This is a genomic window from Croceicoccus sp. Ery15, assembly GCF_020985305.1.
In the GTDB taxonomy this organism is placed as follows: Bacteria; Pseudomonadota; Alphaproteobacteria; order Sphingomonadales; family Sphingomonadaceae; genus Croceicoccus.
The window spans coordinates 660,991-679,316 of record NZ_CP087588.1 but is presented as its reverse complement, the minus strand read 5'-3'; the positions used below and the strand labels follow the sequence as shown (position 1 = coordinate 679,316).

Genomic DNA, 18,326 nt, shown 5'->3' with positions numbered 1-18,326 from the left:
CAACGGCTGTCTGACGCATGCAGAAAAACGGACGGCACGATTTGCGCGCCTCCGCTTCTTCATCCTTGGCGGATATAACTCAAGGCTTGCCAAAGGTCAAAAATGCCAGGCCATGTCACGACCTTGCGATCGTCTGTCAGGTTCCCGACAGGAAATCGGCTCCGATCCCGTCATCTTCGGATGCCTCGGGCATTGGCTCACGGTCCATGACCACATCTGGAACCGGTTCAATCGGTGGCACCGCCCTCGTCTCCGCGCCCAAAGCAGGCTGCGGCGGCAAGTCGGCAGGCGCGGCTTCGATCGGCACTTCGTCAGTGCTCGCCTTCCCCTGCCCTAACAAAGCCGCCAGCCGTTCCAGTTGCTCCCCGATCACTGCGTCCACGGCTGGCGCAATGGATTGCGGATCAAAACGCGATGGCCCGCCAACCGCATATTCGAAAAGGATGCGCGTTTCATCGTCGACCGGCTTGAAGGTGATCGTCAGCACCCCGTTCAAAGGCTCGCTCTGGAGTGGGCCAAGCGCACCGCTCAGACGCATCGCCTTGCCCGGATCGAGAAAAATCACCTCAAGGTGGCGGACACTGCCCGGCTCGGGCCGTTCATCACCTGCGGGCAGCATCTCGCAAAAGCAGCCCCCTGCACGCGCGTCGAGGATAAAATTCTCGGCGTCGCCCGAAAAGCTGTGCTCGCCGCTCCACCAATCGGCAGGCGAAACGAGGACGTCCCAAGCCGTCTCGGGGCTGGCAGCGACAGTCTCCGTATGCCGGACGACAAAGAAGTCTTCCTTCAGCACGGCCACTTCGGCGTGGACGGGGCCCGCCGCCAATACCGAAGCGGCAACGATTGCGCCAAATTGGAAGATGGCCCGCATTACCCTGTCCCCTCTATCGCTCGATCACCCGTTGGTTAGGACGGGGACCGGACAGCTTGCAAGGGGAAGTCGCAAAAGCGACCGATAAAACGGTCAGGACAGGATTTTCGAAATCGCTCCAGTCACTTCATCGATATCGGCCATTCCGTCAACACGGCTCACGATGCCGCGCGCCTCGTAGACCGGCAGGATCGGCGCAGTCTTTGCGCGATACTCAGCCATACGCGTCCGCACCGTTTCCTCATTGTCATCAGGACGGCGCTTGAACTCGGTCGATCCGCATTTGTCGCATATGCCGAGTTGTTTAGGCTGCTCGAATGCGTCGTGATAGCCCTTGCCGCAATTCGCACAGGTATAGCGTCCCGTAATTCGCTCGACGAGCGCATCCTCGTTCACTTCCAATTCGATCACATGGTCGAGCGTGCGACCATGTTCCTTGAGGATATCGTCCAGCGAATGTGCTTGCTCCGCAGTCCGCGGATAGCCATCGAAAATTGCGCCGGTATCATCCCCCATTGCGGCCAGTTCCGCGGAAATCAGCGCCGAGACAATCTCGTCGGAAACCAGTTCACCTGCGTCCATTACGGCCTTGGCCTGGATACCGACCGGCGTCTGCGCTTTCACCGCCGCGCGTAGCATGTCGCCCGTAGACAACTGCCGCATGCCGAATTTGGTCACCAGCCTCTGCGACTGCGTTCCCTTGCCTGCCCCCGGAGGCCCGAGAAGGATGATATTCACTTGCGCTTCCTCCCACCTGATCGAACCGACACCTTAGGACAGGATGTCAGCGCAACCGACCCTTGAATTTGGCCTTCTTGATAAGATCGCCGTACTGATGTGCTAGCAGATGGCTCTGGATCTGCGCGATAGTATCAACGGTTACGTTGACAACGATGAGAAGACTCGTTCCACCGAGGAAGAACGGGAGTCCCGTCTGCGCGATCACATATTCCGGAAGAACGCAGACCAGCGTCAGATAGGCAGCACCGATCACGGTAATGCGCGTCAGCACATAGTCGAGATAGTTCGCCGTGTTTCGCCCCGGACGGATGCCCGGAATAAACCCGCCACCGCGCTTCAGATTCTCGGCCGTCTCCTCGGGGTTAAAGACAACCGCCGTATAGAAGAAGCAGAAGAAGATGATCCCTACCGCATAAAGCAACATATACAGCGGCTGTCCGTGCTGCAGATACTGGTTCAACGTGACCAGCACGCCACCCATGGTGCTGTCGGGAGTGACCGAGTTACCGGCGAACTGCGTGATCGTCAGCGGCAGCAACAGCAACGAGCTGGCGAAAATCGGCGGGATGACGCCCGAGGTGTTCAGCTTGAGCGGCAGGTGCGAACGGTCGGCCTGCATGCCCCCGCGCTGCTGGGCGCGCTTGGGATACTGGATCAACAGCCGGCGCTGCGCACGCTCCATGAACGAAATGAAGAGGATCAGCCCGATGATCGTCACGAAGAGCATCACGATCAGATAGGACGGGATCGAGCCCGAACGACCGCCTTCCATCAGCTGCGCGCCGACGGTCGGGAACTGGGCGACGATACCCGCCATAATGATCAGCGAAACGCCATTGCCGATCCCGCGCGAAGTAATCTGCTCACCCAGCCACAGCAGGAACATGGTCCCGCCGACTAGCGAGATTACTGCGCCGATACGGAACATCAGGCCCGGATCGACCACTGCGTTAAGCCCGCTGGCCGCGGCATAGGTTTCAAGACCGACAGCAAGAAAATAGCCCTGTACCGCCGTCAGTCCGACCGTGCCGTAACGGGTATACTGGTTAAGCTTCTTGCGCCCGCTCTCACCCTCTTTCTTGAGGGCCGCCAGCGCCGGATGCAGGGCCGCGCCCAGCTGGACGACGATCGAGGCGGTAATATAGGGCATGACGCCGAGCGCGATGAGACTCATACGCTCAAGGCTGCCGCCCGAGAATGTGTTGAAAAGATCCAGCACGCCACCGCGCGTCTGGTCGTAAAGGTCCTGCAGGATAAGCGGATTGACGCCCGGCAGCGGCACGAAGCTGAGGAAGCGGAACACGATCAGTGCACCCAGCGTAAACCAGATACGCTGCTTGAGCTCGGTCGCTTTCGAGAAATTGGCGAGGCTGAGAGAGCTCGCAACATTATCGGCGCGTGATGCCATCGGTAATCAATGCCTATGCAGGTGACGGGCTGATCGATCCAACCGGACCGAAGTACCGGAACGCGCTAACAACAGACGCGCCCCTCCTGCAAGACCATTGGGCCTTGCGCCCGCGCATATAGAATGCCGACGGGGATGCTAACACCCCCGCCGGCAGAAAGTCTTGCGGATTATTCTGAAGCAGCCTTGGCCGGAGCGGTGGTCTCAACCTTCCCGCCCAGCTTTTCGACCTGCGCCACGGCGCCCTTGGAGGCGCCCGCGACCTTGAAGCTGACCTTGCTGGTCAGTTCACCCTTGGCAAGAAGACGTACACCATCCTTACCACCGCGAGCCAGACCGGCGGCCTGCAGCGCTGCGTGATCAATGGTGCCCTTGGCGTCAAGCTTACCCGCATCGATGAACTTCTGGATCATGCCAAGGTTCACCTCGGCATAATCCTTGCCGAACGGGTTGTTGAAACCACGCTTCGGCAGACGCATGTGCAGCGGCATCTGGCCGCCTTCGAAGCCGGCGATCGAAACGCCCGAACGGCTCTTCGCGCCCTTCTGGCCACGACCACCGGTCTTGCCCTTGCCCGAGCCGATGCCACGGCCAATGCGCATACGACGGTGACGCGCACCTTCGTTGTCACGGATATCAGTCAGTTTCATAGTTGCACTCGCTTTCGCTTTTCTTCGCGCTGAAAAATTCAGACCGGCGCTCCGGCCTTCAAATGAAGGCGGCCCGGTACGCGCCCGGGCCGCCTCATGTCAAGTATCGCTTGCCGTTCGGCGGACGCGATAGTCAACCGGATCAGTCGACTACAGCCACCATATGCGGCAGCTTGGCGATGGCGCCGCGCACTTCGGGAGTGTCCTGCACTTCGACGACGCGATGCATCTTGCCAAGGCCCAGGCCGACCAGAATCTTCTTCTGGCTTTCGGGGCGACGGATCGGCGAACCGATCTGCTTGATCTTGATGGTCTTTGCCTTTGCCATGATAGCTTACTCCACCAGGGCGGCGGCTTCGGCTTCCGCCTCGGCCTCGCTAGCGCCACCGCGACCCAGAAGGTCAGCGACCTTCTTGCCGCGACGCTGGGCAACCGACTTCGGCGAAGTCTGGTTGGTCAGCGAATCGAATGTGGCGCGGATCATGTTATAGGGGTTCGAGGTGCCGACCGACTTGGTCACCACGTCGGCAACGCCCAGAGCCTCGAACACGGCGCGCATCGGACCACCGGCGATGATGCCGGTACCCGGAGGCGCCGTGCGAACATTGACCTTACCCGCACCGAAACGACCCTTGCCGTCGTGATGCAGCGTGCGGCCGTCCTTGAGCGGAACGCGAACCATCTTCTTCTTGGCAGAAGCAGTGGCCTTGTTGATCGCTTCAGGAACTTCGCGGGCCTTGCCATGGCCAAAGCCGACACGGCCCTTGCCATCACCGACCACGACCAGCGCGGCAAAGCCGAAACGCTTACCGCCCTTAACGGTCTTGGAAACGCGGTTGATGTGAACGAGTTTCTCGATGAGCTCCTCGCCCTCTTCCTCGCGCTGGCCACGACCGCCACGACGGTCGTCACGGCCACGACCGCGACCGCGACCGCCGCGATCGCCACGTTCGCGGCGACCACGACCCTCACGCTCGGTCGGCGCATCGCCCGCAGCGGTCGACTGGTTGTCAGCCGCTTCGGTGCTTGCAACCGTCGGGGTCGGGGTTTCACCCGCGTTATCGACCTGCGGGGTTTCGTTGTTGTTTTCTTCTGCCATCATCAGAACTCCAGCCCGCCTTCGCGCGCAGCGTCGGCCAGCGCCTTGACGCGGCCATGGAACAGGAAGCCGCCACGGTCGAACACAACCGTAGTCACGCCCGCCTTCTTGGCGGCGGCTGCGATGTCCTTGCCGACTTGCGTTGCGGCATCGACATTCGCGCCCGAAGCCTTCGCGCCCAGCGTCGAAGCGGCGGCCACGGTGCGGCCTTCGCTGTCATCGATGATTTGCGCGTAGATATGCTTGCCGGTGCGGTGCACCGACAGGCGGGGACGACCGTTGCCACGAGCGCGCAGCGCGGAGCGGACCCGGCGGCGGCGGCGTTCGAAAAGAGAAAGCTTGGCCATCTTACTTCTTCTTCCCTTCCTTGCGGAAGATATACTCGCCCTGGTACTTGATGCCCTTGCCCTTGTATGGCTCGGGCTTGCGCCAGCGGCGAACCTCGGCGGCAAACTGGCCCACGGCCTGCTTGTCGATGCCCGAGATGATGACAGTCGTCTGGTCGGGCGTCTTCACGTCCAGACCTTCGGGAACGTCGAGGTCTACGTCGTGGCTGAAGCCGAGCTGAAGCTTCAGCTTCTTCCCCTGCGACTGCGCACGATAGCCGACGCCCTTGATTTCCAGCGTCTTCGAGTAACCCTCGGTCACGCCTTCGATCAGGTTCGACACCAGCGTACGCTGCATGCCCCAAAACGAACGCGACTTCTTGCTGTCGTTCACCGGCTGAACGGCGATCTGACCGTCCTGCACTTCATAGGTGACCAGGTCGGTCAGCCCCATGGTGAGGGTGCCCTTGGGACCCTTCACGCTTAGCACGCCGTCGGCGATCTTCGCCTCGACGCCACCGGGGATCGCAACCGGTTTCTTACCGATGCGGCTCATCAGAACACCTCCGCCAGCACTTCGCCGCCGACGTTCTCGGTGCGTGCCTCGGCATCCGAGAGCACGCCCTTGGGCGTCGAGACGATGGTGATGCCAAGACCGCCACGGACATTCGGAAGCTCCTTCGAGCCCGAATAGACCCGGCGACCGGGCTTGGAGACGCGAGCGAGATGCTTGATCGCGGGCTCGCCTTCGAAATACTTCAGTTCAATCCGCAGCGCCTTGTGCTTGCCGGTCGCGTCTTCGCTATAGCCACGGATGTAGCCTTCGCGCTGGAGCACTTCCAGAACGTTCGCACGCAGCTTCGAAGCGGGCGAAAGGACGGAATCCTTCTTCGCCTGCTGGCCGTTGCGGATACGGGTGAGCATGTCACCCAGGGGATCGGTCATCGCCATAGGTTAATTCCTCACCAGCTCGACTTGGTCAGGCCCGGGATCAGGCCCTTGTTGCCCAGATCACGCAGCTCGATACGGTTAAGACCGAACTTGCGGTAATAACCACGCGGGCGGCCAGTGGTGGTGCAACGGTTGCGCACGCGGGTCGGGTTGCCGTTACGGGGCACCTCGGCCAGCTTCAGACGGGCCAGCCAACGCTCGCCATCGTCAAGCGATTCGTCATCAGCAATCGCCTTCAGCTTCGCAATGCGGTTCGCGTACTTCTTGACAAGCTTCTTGCGACGCTCGTTCTTGTTCACGGAACTCAGTTTCGCCATGGACTTAAGCTCTCTTTCCGGGGCGGCTCACGCCGCTTCCTTTTCTTCCGACGCTTCGGCCGGGAACGGGAATCCGAACAGACGCAGAAGCTCGCGGGCTTCCTCGTCAGTCTTCGCGGTGGTGGTCACGATAATGTCCATGCCACGCACCTTCTCGATCTGGTCATAGCTGATCTCGGGAAAGATGATCTGCTCTTTCAGACCCATAGCGTAATTGCCGCGACCATCGAACGACTTCGGGTTCAGACCACGGAAGTCGCGGATGCGGGGCATTGCGATGGTGACCAGGCGGTCGAGGAATTCGAACATGCGTTCGCGGCGCAGGGTCACCTTACAACCGATCGGCATGCCTTCACGCAGCTTGAACTGCGCAATCGACTTCTTCGCCTTGGTGATCACGGGCTTCTGGCCGGCGATCAGCTCCATTTCGGCGGCAGCGGTCTGGACCTTCTTCTTGTCCTGGCTCGCTTCGCCCACGCCCATGTTGAGCGTGATCTTTTCCAGCTTGGGCACTTCGTAGCGGTTCGCATAACCGAATTTCTCGGTCATGGCCTTGACGATTTCCTCGTCATACTTGGTGCGCATGCGCGGGGTGTATTTATCAGCCATCGATCGTCTCCCCGGACTTGACGGCAACGCGCACCTTCTTCCCGTCCTTCGTTTCGAAACGGACGCGGGTAGGCTTGCCATCCTTGGGATCGGCAACGGCGACCTTGCTGATCGCCATCGGCGCAGGAGCGCGGTCGATGCCGCCCTGCGGGTTCATCTGGGTGGGCTTGCGGTGACGGGTGGTGACGTTCACGCCTTCCACCACGACCTTGCCGTCACGGGGCATGACCTGGGCGACCGTACCGGTCTTGCCCTTGTCCTTACCCGACAGCACGACGACATTATCGCCCTTCTTGATCTTTGCGGCAGCCATTACAGCACCTCCGGAGCAAGCGAGATGATCTTCATGAAGCCCTTGCCGCGCAGTTCGCGCACGACGGGGCCGAAGATACGGGTGCCAATCGGTTCCTCGGACTTGTTCACGAGGACTGCGGCATTCGAGTCAAAGCGGATCACGCTACCGTCGGGACGACGCACGTCCTTCTTGGTACGCACAATCACGGCGCGGTGAACGTCGCCCTTTTTGACCTTGGCACGGGGCTGCGCCTCCTTGACGGAGACGACGATGACATCGCCAACGCTCGCGGTGCGACGCTTCGATCCGCCCAGCACCTTGATGCACTGGACGCGCTTGGCGCCGCTGTTGTCAGCGACATCCAAGTTTGACTGCATCTGGATCATCGATCCGGTTCCTTCTTCTCGGCTTGCCGGGACCAAATGCCCGGCAGTTCCAAAATTTTAAAGCGGACTCAGTTGCCCGCGGCTTCGACGTCGAGGTTCGCCTCGAGCGCGACATCGGCCTTGCCGCCGACGCGGTCGATGACCTTCCACGTCTTCAGCTTGGACATCGGCGCGGTCTCTTCGATCCGTACCCATTCGCCGGGGCGATAGGCATTGTCTTCGTCGTGCGCGTGATACTTCTTCGAACGGCGGATGATCTTGCCGTAGAGCGGGTGCTTCACCTTACGCTCTACCTTCACGACCACCGTCTTGTCGGTCTTGTCGGAAACAACCGTCCCGATCAGGATACGCTTCGGCATCGGTTGGCTCCTTAGTTCGCTGCGCGGGCGCGCTCGCCCTGCAGCGTCTTGATGCGCGCGATCTCGCGGCGGACTTCCTTGATCCGAGCGGGACGCTCGATCTGGTTGGTCGCTGCCTGAAAGCGCAGATTAAACGCCTCGCGCTTCAGCTCCGAAAGATCAGCGGTCAGCTGATCGTCGGTCTTGGTGCGCAGGTCTTCGGTCTTGTTGGCCATCATTCGCCTCCCAGATGCGAGGTGTCGCCGAGGCGGGCAACGACCTTGGTCTTGATGGGCAGCTTCATCGCGGCGCGCTCGAACGCTTCGGCGGCCAGCGGACCGGCAACGCCATCCAGTTCGAACAGGATACGACCCGGCTTTACGCGAGCGGCCCAGTATTCGACCGAACCCTTGCCCTTACCCTGACGGACTTCTGCAGGCTTCTTCGAAACCGGCACGTCGGGGAAAACGCGGATCCAGAGGCGACCCTGGCGCTTGATGTGACGCGTGATCGCACGGCGGGCCGCTTCGATCTGGCGTGCGGTGATACGCTCGGGCTCCATCGCCTTCAGGCCATAGGAACCGAAGTTCAGCGCGGTGCCGCCCTTGGCGTTGCCATGGATCTTGCCCTTGAACGCCTTGCGGAATTTGGTTTTTTTCGGTTGCAGCATTGCTCTTACCTCAGCCTAGCCTCAGCGCGCGGGTCGCACGCCGGAGGTCTGGGCCTCCATCATCAGACGGTCCTGCGCCATCGGATCGTGGGCCATGATCTCACCTTTGAAGATCCAGACCTTGATGCCGATGATACCATAGGCAGTCAGCGCCTCGGCTTCGGCATAATCCACATTGGCACGCAGGGTGTGGAGCGGCACGCGACCTTCACGATACCATTCCACGCGGGCGATTTCGGCGCCGCCAAGACGGCCGCCGCACACAATCTTGATGCCTTCGGCGCCAAGACGCAGCGCCGACTGCACGGCGCGCTTCATCGCACGGCGGAAAGCCACACGACGGATCAGCTGATCGGCAACGCCCTGTGCGACGAGCTTCGCATCGATTTCCGGCTTGCGGATTTCGACGATATTCAGCTTCACTTCGCTGTCGGTCATCTTCGCCAGCTTGGCGCGCAGCTTTTCGATGTCCGCGCCCTTCTTGCCGATGATCACACCGGGACGGGCTGCATAAATCGAAATGCGGCACAGCTTTGCCGGACGCTCGATCACCACCTTCGAAATCGCGGCCTGGGGCAGCGTGTCGACGATGAACTTGCGGATCTCGATATCTTCCTTGAGCAGGCCGGCATAGTCACGCCCTTCGGCGTACCAGCGGCTGTCCCAAGTACGGTTGATCTGCAGACGCAGGCCGATCGGATTGCTCTTCTGACCCATGATCAGGCCTCCTCGACTTCGCGGACCACGATGCGCAACCGGCTGAACGGCTTCAGGATGCGCGTGGATTTACCACGGCCCCGCGTGTGGAAACGCTTCATGGTGATCGACTTGCCGACCGATGCTTCCGCAACGACCAGAGCATCGACGTCCAGGTTGTGATTGTTCTCGGCATTGGCAATCGCGCTGGCGAGCACCTTGCGTGCATCGACAGCCATCGCCTTGTTCGAGAAAGCGAGGATGTTCATCGCTTCCTCGGCCTTCTTGCCGCGGATAAGACCCGCAACGAGGTTCAGCTTCTGAGCCGAGCCACGGATCGTGGTCCCGACGGCCAGAGCCTCGTTATCGGCAACGCGGCGCGGAGCTTTCTGCTTGCTCATCAGCGCTTGCCCTTCTTGTCTGCGGCGTGACCCGGGAAGTTGCGCGTGGGCGCGAATTCACCAAGCTTGTGGCCGACCATGTCCTCATTCACGGACACGGGGATGAACTTCTGGCCGTTATAGACGTTGAACGTCAGACCAACGAACTGGGGCAGGACAGTCGAGCGGCGCGACCAGGTCTTGATCGGCGCGTGGCTGTTCTTTTCCTGCGCTTCCTCTGCCTTTTTCAGCAGCGAAAGCTCGACAAACGGACCCTTGCGAAGCGAACGTGCCATGGGTCTTACCTCTTCTTCTTCGCGTGACGGGACCGGATGATCATCTTGTCCGTCTGCTTATTGTGACGAGTGCGAGCACCCTTGGTCGGCTTGCCCCACGGGGTAACCGGATGACGGCCACCCGAAGTACGACCTTCACCACCACCGTGCGGGTGATCGACCGGGTTCTTCGCAACACCGCGGGTCAGCGGACGCTTGCCCATCCAACGACGACGACCGGCCTTCGCCAGCGTCTGGTTCGAGTTGTCGGGGTTCGACACCGCGCCAACCGTACCCATGCAATCGCCGCGCAGGTAACGCTGTTCGCCCGAGTTGAGGCGCACGATGACCAGACCACGGTCACGACCGACGATCTGTGCATAGGCACCGGCCGAACGGGCAATCTGACCGCCCTTGCCCGGCTTCATCTCCAGATTGTGGCAGATCGTGCCGACCGGCATCTGGCTGAGCAACATGGCGTTGCCCGGCTTGGTATCGGTCTTTTCACCAGCCACAACGGTATCGCCAACGGCGAGACGCTGCGGAGCGAGAATATAGGCCTGCTCACCGTCCTCGTACTTCACCAATGCGATGAAGGCCGTGCGGTTGGGGTCATATTCCATACGCTCGACAGTCGCAGGCATGTCCCACTTACGACGCTTGAAGTCGATGTAGCGGTACTTCTGCTTGTGACCACCGCCGATGCCACGCGAAGTGACATGGCCCTTGTTGTTACGACCACCGGTCTTGCGCTTGCCTTCGGTCAGCGACTTGACGGGCTTGCCCTTGTAGAGCCCCGACTTGTCGACCAACACGAGGCCGCGGCGGGCCGGGCTCGTCGGTTTGTAGTTCTTGAGTGCCATGATTAGCCCCGTACGCCTTCGGTGATGTCGATCGACTGGCCTTCAGCCAGCGTAACGATCGCCTTTTTCACATCGGTGCGCTTGTAGGGTGCACCCTTCCAGCGCTTGTTCTTGCCCTTCTGGACAATGGTGTTCACGCCCGTGACCTTCACGCCGAACAGAGCCTCGACCGCAGCTTTGATCTGCGGCTTGGTGGCGTCGTTGGCGACCTTGAACACGACCGCATTGTTCTCCGAGAGAAGCGTCGCCTTCTCGGTGATGTGCGGCGCGACGATCACGTCGTAATGCCGGATGTCGATTTCAGCCTTAGCCATTGAAACGCGCCTCCAGCTTTTCGACAGCGGCGCGGGTGAGCACCAGCGTGTCGTGGTTCAAGATGTCATAGACATTCGCGCCCACTGCGGGGATGACGTCCACACCAACCAGGTTACCGGCAGCCTTGCGGAAACCGTCCTCGACAGCCTCGCCGTCGATCACCAGAACCTTCTTGCCGAAGCCCAGCTTCGCAAAGTCGGTTGCCAGCGCCTTGGTCTTGGCTTCTGCCAGTTCCAGCGATTCCAGCACGAACAGGTTTTCGGCCTTGGCCTTGCTCGACAGCGCCATGCGCAGACCGAGCGAGCGGACCTTCTTGTTCAGCGAGATGTCGAAATCACGCTTGCGAGCACCATGAGCCTTACCACCACCGATAAAGACGGGAGCAGCGCGGTCACCGTGACGAGCCGTGCCGCCGCCCTTCTGGCGACCCCACTTCTTGCCGGTGCGGGCCACGTCCGAACGCTCACGCGTCGGGCGGGCAGTGGCGCGACGGTTCCACAGCTGCCAGGTGACAACGCGATGGAGGATGTCCTCGCGCGGTTCGAGGCCGAAGACGTCGTCATTCAGCTCGATGTCACCCGACGCCTTGCCGTCGAGTTTCTGGACCTTCACCTTCACGGATCAGCCCTCCTTGTTCTCGCCGGCGTCGGGCGTGGTGCCCTCTGCGGCGTCATTGTTGGTCGCTTCGACGGGCGCTTCCTGAGCAGCGGCCACGGCGTTCTTCTCGATCACGGCGCCGGGGAACGGCACGCCTTCGGGAAGAGGCAATTTGACGGCGTCCGAAACCAGCAGCCAGGCGTTCTTCGCTCCGGGCACCGAGCCCTTGACGAAGATCAGGCCGCGGTCGGCGTCAGTGCGCACGACTTCCAGGTTCTGCTGGGTACGCTGGCGGTCACCCATGTGACCGGCCATCTTCTTGTTCTTGAAGACCTTGCCCGGATCCTGGCGGTTGCCGGTCGAACCGTGCGAACGGTGCGACAGCGACACGCCGTGCGATGCGCGCAGACCGCCGAAGCCCCAACGCTTCATGGCACCGGCAAAGCCCTTGCCCTGCGTGTGCCCGGTGATGTCCACCTTCTGGCCGGCAATGAAATGCTCGGCCGAGATCGATGCGCCGACGGGAAGGAGGCCATCCTCGCCCTCAAGACGGAACTCGGCAACCTTCATCTTGAGCGGAACCTCAGCCTTCGCGAAATGCTCGCGCTGCGGCTTGGCCACATTCTTCTGCTTCGCCTCACCGGCGCCCAGCTGAACGGCAACATAGCCGTCGCGGTCGAGCGTGCGGTGCGAGACAACCTGACAATCTTCCAGCGCCAGAACGGTAACAGGCACGTGCCGACCGTCCTCCTGGAACAGGCGGGTCATCCCGACTTTCTTGGCGATCACGCCAGTGCGCATGATCAAAACTCCTAAACATGGGCATAGCGACCATTCGCCATAGGCCCGGTGACAGAGGCACGTCGGGGACCACCCCCGGGTGCGTGAAGAGCCGTGGAAGCACACGCCGCCACAGCCCGTTCCAGCCCGATTATGTAAGCATCGCCCCGTCCGGGCTGAGTGCCGCCATCACGAATGATGGAAGCGAGACGGGGGACGCGGCCCGGAGAACCTATGCCACTTGGAAAGCGGCGCTCCGGCGGTATCCCAATGTCTTGCGAAAGCCTTTCGGCCTTCAGCGAGACCCGCGGCCTATCAGGCCAGCTTGATCTCGACGTTGACGCCTGCAGCCAGATCGAGCTTCATCAGCGCATCGACCGTCTGGGCGTTGGGCTGAACGATGTCGAGCAGCCGCTTGTAGGTACGAACCTCGAACTGCTCCCGCGACTTCTTGTCGATGTGCGGGCCGCGGTTCACGGTAAATTTCTCGATACGCGTCGGCAGCGGAATGGGCCCCCGAATAAGCGCGCCCGTGCGACGCGCGGTTTCTGCGATCTCACCCGTTGCCGTGTCGAGAACGCGATGATCAAACGCCTTCAGGCGAATGCGGATATTCTGAGCTTCCATGTCCAACTACCGATGCGAAAGAGCCAAGAAGCGGACCATCTTCCCAAAGAGGAAAAAGTGCCCCGCCTCAAAAAAAGAAAGGCCCGCCCCGCCTCACCGGTTACCCGGGAAGGGGCGGCCCCCTCTCAAAAACCTGTCCGGCAGAGAATCACTCCCTGCCGGCGAGCAGGCCTATATTACTTCGTGATGGTGCTGACAACCCCCGAACCGACGGTACGGCCACCTTCACGAATTGCGAAACGCAGACCTTCGTCCATCGCGATCGGAGCGATCAGCTTCACACCGATGGTGACATTGTCACCGGGCATGACCATCTCGGTGCCTTCGGGAAGGATCACTTCGCCGGTCACGTCGGTGGTGCGGAAGTAGAACTGCGGGCGATAGTTGGCGAAGAACGGCGTGTGACGGCCACCTTCGTCCTTCGACAGCACGTAGACTTCTGCGCTGAACTCGGTGTGCGGGTTGACCGAACCGGGCTTGCAGAGGACCTGACCACGCTCGACGTCTTCACGGGCAACGCCGCGAACCAGTGCGCCGATGTTGTCGCCAGCTTCGCCCTGGTCGAGCAGCTTGCGGAACATTTCAACGCCGGTGACGGTGGTCTTGCGGGTGTCCTTGAGGCCGACGATCTCGACTTCCTCACCCACCTTCACGATGCCGGTTTCGACGCGGCCGGTCACAACCGTACCACGGCCCGAGATCGAGAACACGTCTTCGACGGGCATCAGGAACGGCTTGTCAACCGGACGGGCAGGCTGCGGAATGTAGTCGTCGACGGCCTTCATCAGCTCGAGGATCTTGTCCTTGCCGATTTCGTCGTCGCGACCTTCCAGAGCGGCCAGTGCCGAACCGGCCACGATCGGAATATCGTCACCCGGGAAGTCGTAGCTCGACAGGAGCTCACGGATTTCCAGCTCGACCAGTTCCAGCAGCTCCGGATCGTCGACCTGGTCGACCTTGTTCATGAACACGACCAGGGCAGGCACGCCAACCTGACGGGCCAGCAGGATGTGCTCGCGGGTCTGGGGCATCGGGCCGTCGGCAGCGTTCACCACGAGGATCGCGCCGTCCATCTGGGCGGCACCGGTGATCATGTTCTTCACATAGTCGGCGTGGCCCGGGCAGTCGACGTGTGCGTAGTGACGCGCGCCGGTTTCGTACTCGACGTGTGCGGTCGAGATGGTGATGCCGCGCTCACGCTCTTCGGGAGCCTTGTCGATGTTCGCGAAGTCAACGGCTGCGCCGCCGAACTCGTCAGCGAGCACCTTGGTGATCGCTGCGGTCAGCGTGGTCTTGCCGTGGTCAACGTGACCGATGGTGCCGATGTTGCAGTGCGGCTTGTTCCGCTCAAACTTAGCTTTCGCCATTTTCAAAGACCTCTATTCGTCTGGATATGCTGATCCGGTGATTATGATTGGGCGGACTTGAGGCCGGCACCCGTGAATCAGGCGCCCGCCCCTAGACCGATGAAGCTGCTTACGCAAGCTTCTCCTTAACTTCGGCCGCGACATTTGCCGGGACCTCGTCATAGTGGCTGAACTGCATCGTGTACTGTGCACGACCCTGCGTGAACGAACGCAGCTCGTTCACATAGCCGAACATGTTGGCCAGCGGCACATTGGCTTCGACAGCCTGCGCATTGCCACGCGAGTCGGTGCCCTGGATCTGGCCACGACGCGAGTTAAGATCGCCGATCACGTCACCAAGGTAATCCTCGGGCGTAACGACCTCGACCTTCATGATGGGTTCGAGCAGCTTGATACCTGCCTTCTGGGCCACTTCGCGCATCGCGCCGCGACCGGCGATTTCGAACGCGATCGCGCTCGAGTCGACGTCGTGGTACGCACCGTCGTAAAGTTCGACGGTGAAGTCGATGATCGGGAAGCCGACCAGATAGCCGCTCTCGGCCTGCTCGCGCAGACCCTTTTCGATCGCGGGGATATATTCCTTCGGAATGTTACCGCCCTTGATGCTGTCTTCAAAGACAAAGCCCTGACCGCGTTCACCCGGCGTGACCTTGACCTTCACGCGACCGAACTGGCCCGAACCGCCCGACTGCTTCTTGTGGGTGTAGTCGACGTCAACCGGCTTCGCGAGATATTCGCGGTAGGCCACCTGCGGCGCACCGACATTGGCCTCGACCTTGAATTCGCGCTTCATGCGATCGACGAGAATGTCGAGGTGAAGCTCGCCCATGCCCTTGATGATCGTCTGGCCCGATTCGTGATCGGTGGTGACGCGGAAGCTCGGATCCTCGGCAGCCAGTCGATTGAGCGCCACGCCCATCTTTTCCTGGTCGGCCTTGGTCTTGGGCTCGACCGACAGTTCGATGACCGGCTCGGGGAATTCCATACGCTCAAGGATGATCGGCTTTGCGGGATCGCACAGCGTGTCGCCCGTGGTCGTGTCCTTCATGCCGGCCAGCGCCACGATGTCGCCTGCGAACGCTTCATCGATGTCCTCGCGGTTGTTCGAGTGCATCAGCAGCATGCGGCCGATCTTTTCCTTCTTGTCCTTCACCGAGTTCAGAACCGAACCCTTGGTGAGCTTGCCCGAATAGATGCGGGTGAAGGTGAGCGAACCGACGAACGGGTCGTTCATGATCTTGAAGGCCAGAGCCGAGAACGGCGCATCGTCCGACGACGGACGCGAGTCCTTTTCGTCGCTGTCGGGCAGCACACCTTCGATGGCAGGCACGTCGAGCGGCGACGGCATGTAATCGACCACTGCGTCGAGCAGCGGCTGTACGCCCTTGTTCTTGAAGGCCGAACCGCACAGCACGGGAACGAAGTCGCGCGCCATGGTGCCCTTGCGGATCAGCTTCTTAAGCGTGGCCGCATCGGGAACTTCGCCTTCGAGATAGGCTTCCATGATCTCATCGTCCTGCTCGACGGCAGTTTCGATCAGCTTTTCGCGATATTCGGCGGCCTTGTCGGCCAGATCCTCGGGGATATCGACATAGTTGAACGTCGCGCCCAGACCGTCGTTTTCCCAGACGATGCCGCGGTTGTTCACCAGATCGACGACGCCCTTAAGGTCGCTTTCCGCACCGATCGGGAGATACAGCACCAGCGGCGTCGCGCCGAGGCGGTCGACGATCGACTGGACGCAGTAATAGAAATCCGCGCCGGTACGGTCCAGCTTGTTGATGAAGCACATCCGCGGCACGCCGTATTTGTCGGCCTGGCGCCATACGGTTTCGGACTGGGGTTCGACGCCAGCAACGCCGTCGAACACGGCGACCGCACCGTCGAGCACGCGCAGCGAGCGTTCGACTTCGATGGTGAAGTCAACGTGGCCGGGGGTGTCGATGATGTTGATGCGGTGCTTCGGGCCCTGGCCGTCTTCGGCGGCCCAGAAGGTCGTGGTCGCGGCCGACGTGATGGTGATGCCGCGTTCCTGTTCCTGTTCCATCCAGTCCATGGTGGCGGCGCCGTCGTGGACTTCGCCGATCTTGTAGGACTTGCCGGTGTAGTACAGGATCCGCTCGGTCGTGGTGGTCTTACCGGCGTCGATATGCGCCATGATGCCGATATTGCGGTAGCGTTCCAGCGGATATTCGCGGGCCATGGAAAATTCCTCGGGAAGAGTATGAAGCTTGCAACGGGGCGACGGTTAGCTTGCCTGCCGCTCTATTGCCGACTCTCAACGGAGCCGGATGGGCCCCATATAGTGATAAATGTGACCGGCGAAAGACGCCCATTTCCCCAAACAGGTCGGAAACGGGCGTCTTTGCACAGGTCTTACCAGCGGTAGTGGCTGAACGCGCGGTTCGCGTCGGCCATGCGGTGGGTGTCTTCGCGCTTCTTCACGGCGTTGCCGCGGTTGTTCGAAGCGTCGAGCAGTTCACCCGACAGACGTGCCGCCATGGTGGTTTCGGGGCGGTTGCGCGCCGCAGTGATCAGCCAGCGGATGGCCAGCGCCTGCGCACGTTCGGGGCGAACCTCGACCGGAACCTGATAGGTCGCACCGCCGACGCGGCGGCTGCGCACTTCGATCTGCGGCATGATGTTGCCCAGCGCGTCGTGGAACAGCTGGACCGGATCGGTCTTGGCCTTGGTTTCCACGGTTTCCAGCGCGCCGTAAACGATGCGCTCTGCGGTCGACTTCTTGCCGTCGAGCATGAGGTTGTTCATGAACTTCGACAGAACCTGATCGCCAAACTTGGGATCGGGCAGGATGACCCGCTTTTCGGGACGACGACGACGTGACATTTTCTTGAACTCCTTCGGAGTGGCCGCTTACATACGTAAGCGTCCTGCGACGCCGGCCCACTCCCCCACCCGGCCACCCAAAGGATACCCTCGCAAGGGTGTCCGGGTGGGGGAGTGGACCGCCGCCGGGTCTATTACTTCGGACGCTTGGCGCCGTACTTCGAACGGGACTGCTTGCGATCCTTCACGCCCTGCGTGTCGAGAACGCCGCGCAGCACGTGATAGCGCACACCGGGAAGGTCGCGCACACGGCCGCCGCGGATCAGCACGACCGAGTGCTCCTGCAGGTTGTGGCCTTCGCCGGGGATATAGCTGATGACTTCGCGGCCATTGGTCAGGCGCACCTTGGCCACCTTGCGAAGTGCCGAGTTCGGCTTCTTCGGCGTGGTGGTGTAAACGCGGGTGCAAACGCCGCGCTTCTGCGGGTTCTGCTCCATCGCAGGGACCTTGGACTTGGCCTTCTGCGGCTCGCGACCCTTGCGGATCAGCTGGTTGATAGTCGGCATATTATACGTTCCTTGTTTCCGGGCCTTGCGGCCCGGCGTCACTTTTCCGAACGGGAGGTTTCCCGTTCGGGGTCACCTCATCCGGGCGTAAAAGTGGCTCCCACTTTTACTGATGAGGTTCCGCCCTTCCCCGCACCGTGTGGATGGGGTCGAGCGGCGAAATCACTCTTGCCGAACAGGTCTGCACCGAGGCGCATGACGAGAGCGGCGAAAACTCGTCCTTGCGAGCCGCCGTATGGATTGCCGTGGATGGAGGAAGGACCGTGCCGGAAACGCGAAAAGGGCATCTGGCCTTAAAAGGCCCTACCCCTGGCGATCGCCGCACGAACCGAAACGCTCCACCCGGGTCCAGCCGGGTTACTTTGACGGATAACAAAGCCCGGACCTGTTCGGCCCACCTTCACTCACCGGC

At 61.2% G+C, this 18,326-nt stretch carries 28 protein-coding genes; all 28 read right to left on the bottom strand.

Annotated features, from left to right (window positions below; genetic code table 11):
• Nucleotides 1-136: 136 nt before the first annotated feature.
• A complete protein-coding gene (locus LOZ77_RS03430) occupies nt 137-871 on the bottom strand; it encodes an SRPBCC domain-containing protein (protein ID WP_230280801.1) in 735 nt (244 codons plus the stop codon).
• Between the two features lie 93 nt (nt 872-964).
• The gene (locus LOZ77_RS03425) at nt 965-1,609 is read right to left on the bottom strand and encodes an adenylate kinase (protein WP_230280800.1); all 645 of its coding nucleotides are present in this window, start codon (nt 1,607-1,609) and stop codon (nt 965-967) included.
• Between the two features lie 46 nt (nt 1,610-1,655).
• Nucleotides 1,656-3,020, bottom strand: coding sequence for a preprotein translocase subunit SecY (secY, locus tag LOZ77_RS03420; RefSeq protein WP_230280799.1), 1,365 nt, complete (start codon nt 3,018-3,020; stop codon nt 1,656-1,658).
• Between the two features lie 170 nt (nt 3,021-3,190).
• Nucleotides 3,191-3,670, bottom strand: a complete 480-nt coding sequence (rplO, locus tag LOZ77_RS03415) for a 50S ribosomal protein L15 (RefSeq protein WP_230280798.1) — start codon at nt 3,668-3,670, stop codon at nt 3,191-3,193.
• 142 nt (nt 3,671-3,812) lie between these two features.
• The gene (gene rpmD, locus LOZ77_RS03410) at nt 3,813-3,998 is read right to left on the bottom strand and encodes a 50S ribosomal protein L30 (RefSeq protein ID WP_230280797.1); all 186 of its coding nucleotides are present in this window, start codon (nt 3,996-3,998) and stop codon (nt 3,813-3,815) included.
• Nucleotides 3,999-4,004: 6 nt separating this feature from the next.
• Complete coding sequence (gene rpsE, locus LOZ77_RS03405; protein ID WP_370638041.1) at nt 4,005-4,772, bottom strand: 30S ribosomal protein S5; 768 nt, start codon at nt 4,770-4,772, stop codon at nt 4,005-4,007.
• Nucleotides 4,772-5,116, bottom strand: coding sequence for a 50S ribosomal protein L18 (gene rplR / locus LOZ77_RS03400; RefSeq protein ID WP_230280796.1), 345 nt, complete (start codon nt 5,114-5,116; stop codon nt 4,772-4,774). The genes rpsE and rplR overlap by 1 nt, the downstream gene beginning before the upstream one ends.
• A gap of 1 nt (nt 5,117) precedes the next feature.
• On the bottom strand, nt 5,118-5,651 hold the full coding sequence (rplF, locus tag LOZ77_RS03395) for a 50S ribosomal protein L6 (protein ID WP_230280795.1): 534 nt from the start codon (nt 5,649-5,651) through the stop codon (nt 5,118-5,120).
• Complete coding sequence (rpsH, locus tag LOZ77_RS03390) at nt 5,651-6,046, bottom strand: 30S ribosomal protein S8 (protein ID WP_230280794.1); 396 nt, start codon at nt 6,044-6,046, stop codon at nt 5,651-5,653. Before rpsH ends, rplF begins: the two co-directional genes overlap by 1 nt.
• A gap of 11 nt (nt 6,047-6,057) precedes the next feature.
• On the bottom strand, nt 6,058-6,363 hold the full coding sequence (rpsN, locus tag LOZ77_RS03385) for a 30S ribosomal protein S14 (RefSeq protein ID WP_230280793.1): 306 nt from the start codon (nt 6,361-6,363) through the stop codon (nt 6,058-6,060).
• A 27-nt stretch (nt 6,364-6,390) separates the two neighbouring features.
• Complete coding sequence (gene rplE / locus LOZ77_RS03380) at nt 6,391-6,972, bottom strand: 50S ribosomal protein L5 (RefSeq protein WP_230280792.1); 582 nt, start codon at nt 6,970-6,972, stop codon at nt 6,391-6,393.
• The gene (gene rplX, locus LOZ77_RS03375; protein ID WP_230280791.1) at nt 6,965-7,285 is read right to left on the bottom strand and encodes a 50S ribosomal protein L24; all 321 of its coding nucleotides are present in this window, start codon (nt 7,283-7,285) and stop codon (nt 6,965-6,967) included. The genes rplE and rplX overlap by 8 nt, the downstream gene beginning before the upstream one ends.
• A complete protein-coding gene (gene rplN / locus LOZ77_RS03370) occupies nt 7,285-7,653 on the bottom strand; it encodes a 50S ribosomal protein L14 (RefSeq protein ID WP_066775183.1) in 369 nt (122 codons plus the stop codon). The genes rplX and rplN overlap by 1 nt, the downstream gene beginning before the upstream one ends.
• A 68-nt stretch (nt 7,654-7,721) precedes the next feature.
• The gene (gene rpsQ / locus LOZ77_RS03365) at nt 7,722-8,012 is read right to left on the bottom strand and encodes a 30S ribosomal protein S17 (protein WP_230280790.1); all 291 of its coding nucleotides are present in this window, start codon (nt 8,010-8,012) and stop codon (nt 7,722-7,724) included.
• Between the two features lie 11 nt (nt 8,013-8,023).
• Nucleotides 8,024-8,227, bottom strand: a complete 204-nt coding sequence (gene rpmC / locus LOZ77_RS03360; protein WP_230281757.1) for a 50S ribosomal protein L29 — start codon at nt 8,225-8,227, stop codon at nt 8,024-8,026.
• Nucleotides 8,227-8,661, bottom strand: a complete 435-nt coding sequence (gene rplP, locus LOZ77_RS03355; RefSeq protein WP_230280789.1) for a 50S ribosomal protein L16 — start codon at nt 8,659-8,661, stop codon at nt 8,227-8,229. Before rplP ends, rpmC begins: the two co-directional genes overlap by 1 nt.
• Before the next feature lie 21 nt (nt 8,662-8,682).
• Nucleotides 8,683-9,378 carry a 30S ribosomal protein S3 gene (rpsC, locus tag LOZ77_RS03350; protein WP_230280788.1) on the bottom strand — a complete coding sequence of 232 codons (696 nt, stop codon included), beginning with the start codon at nt 9,376-9,378 and terminating at the stop codon, nt 8,683-8,685.
• 2 nt (nt 9,379-9,380) lie between these two features.
• Nucleotides 9,381-9,758 carry a 50S ribosomal protein L22 gene (gene rplV / locus LOZ77_RS03345; protein WP_230280787.1) on the bottom strand — a complete coding sequence of 126 codons (378 nt, stop codon included), beginning with the start codon at nt 9,756-9,758 and terminating at the stop codon, nt 9,381-9,383.
• Nucleotides 9,758-10,033 (bottom strand): 30S ribosomal protein S19, encoded by a 276-nt coding sequence (gene rpsS / locus LOZ77_RS03340; protein WP_230280786.1) that lies wholly within the window; start codon nt 10,031-10,033, stop codon nt 9,758-9,760. The genes rplV and rpsS overlap by 1 nt, the downstream gene beginning before the upstream one ends.
• Nucleotides 10,034-10,038: 5 nt before the next feature.
• On the bottom strand, nt 10,039-10,875 hold the full coding sequence (gene rplB, locus LOZ77_RS03335; protein ID WP_230280785.1) for a 50S ribosomal protein L2: 837 nt from the start codon (nt 10,873-10,875) through the stop codon (nt 10,039-10,041).
• A 2-nt stretch (nt 10,876-10,877) separates the two neighbouring features.
• Nucleotides 10,878-11,189 (bottom strand): 50S ribosomal protein L23, encoded by a 312-nt coding sequence (locus LOZ77_RS03330; RefSeq protein ID WP_230280784.1) that lies wholly within the window; start codon nt 11,187-11,189, stop codon nt 10,878-10,880.
• Entirely contained in the window at nt 11,182-11,808 is a 627-nt protein-coding gene (gene rplD, locus LOZ77_RS03325; RefSeq protein WP_230280783.1) for a 50S ribosomal protein L4, read from the bottom strand. The genes LOZ77_RS03330 and rplD overlap by 8 nt, the downstream gene beginning before the upstream one ends.
• 3 nt (nt 11,809-11,811) lie before the next feature.
• Nucleotides 11,812-12,588: a 50S ribosomal protein L3 gene (gene rplC, locus LOZ77_RS03320; RefSeq protein WP_230280782.1), complete on the bottom strand. Its 777-nt coding sequence runs from the start codon at nt 12,586-12,588 to the stop codon at nt 11,812-11,814.
• Between the two features lie 294 nt (nt 12,589-12,882).
• Nucleotides 12,883-13,194, bottom strand: coding sequence for a 30S ribosomal protein S10 (gene rpsJ, locus LOZ77_RS03315; protein ID WP_066775157.1), 312 nt, complete (start codon nt 13,192-13,194; stop codon nt 12,883-12,885).
• A gap of 176 nt (nt 13,195-13,370) precedes the next feature.
• On the bottom strand, nt 13,371-14,561 hold the full coding sequence (tuf, locus tag LOZ77_RS03310; protein WP_230280781.1) for an elongation factor Tu: 1,191 nt from the start codon (nt 14,559-14,561) through the stop codon (nt 13,371-13,373).
• 109 nt (nt 14,562-14,670) lie between these two features.
• Complete coding sequence (gene fusA / locus LOZ77_RS03305; protein WP_230280780.1) at nt 14,671-16,764, bottom strand: elongation factor G; 2,094 nt, start codon at nt 16,762-16,764, stop codon at nt 14,671-14,673.
• A 173-nt stretch (nt 16,765-16,937) separates the two neighbouring features.
• The gene (gene rpsG / locus LOZ77_RS03300) at nt 16,938-17,408 is read right to left on the bottom strand and encodes a 30S ribosomal protein S7 (RefSeq protein WP_230280779.1); all 471 of its coding nucleotides are present in this window, start codon (nt 17,406-17,408) and stop codon (nt 16,938-16,940) included.
• Nucleotides 17,409-17,542: 134 nt separating this feature from the next.
• Nucleotides 17,543-17,914 (bottom strand): 30S ribosomal protein S12, encoded by a 372-nt coding sequence (gene rpsL / locus LOZ77_RS03295; protein WP_230280778.1) that lies wholly within the window; start codon nt 17,912-17,914, stop codon nt 17,543-17,545.
• Nucleotides 17,915-18,326: the final 412 nt, after the last annotated feature.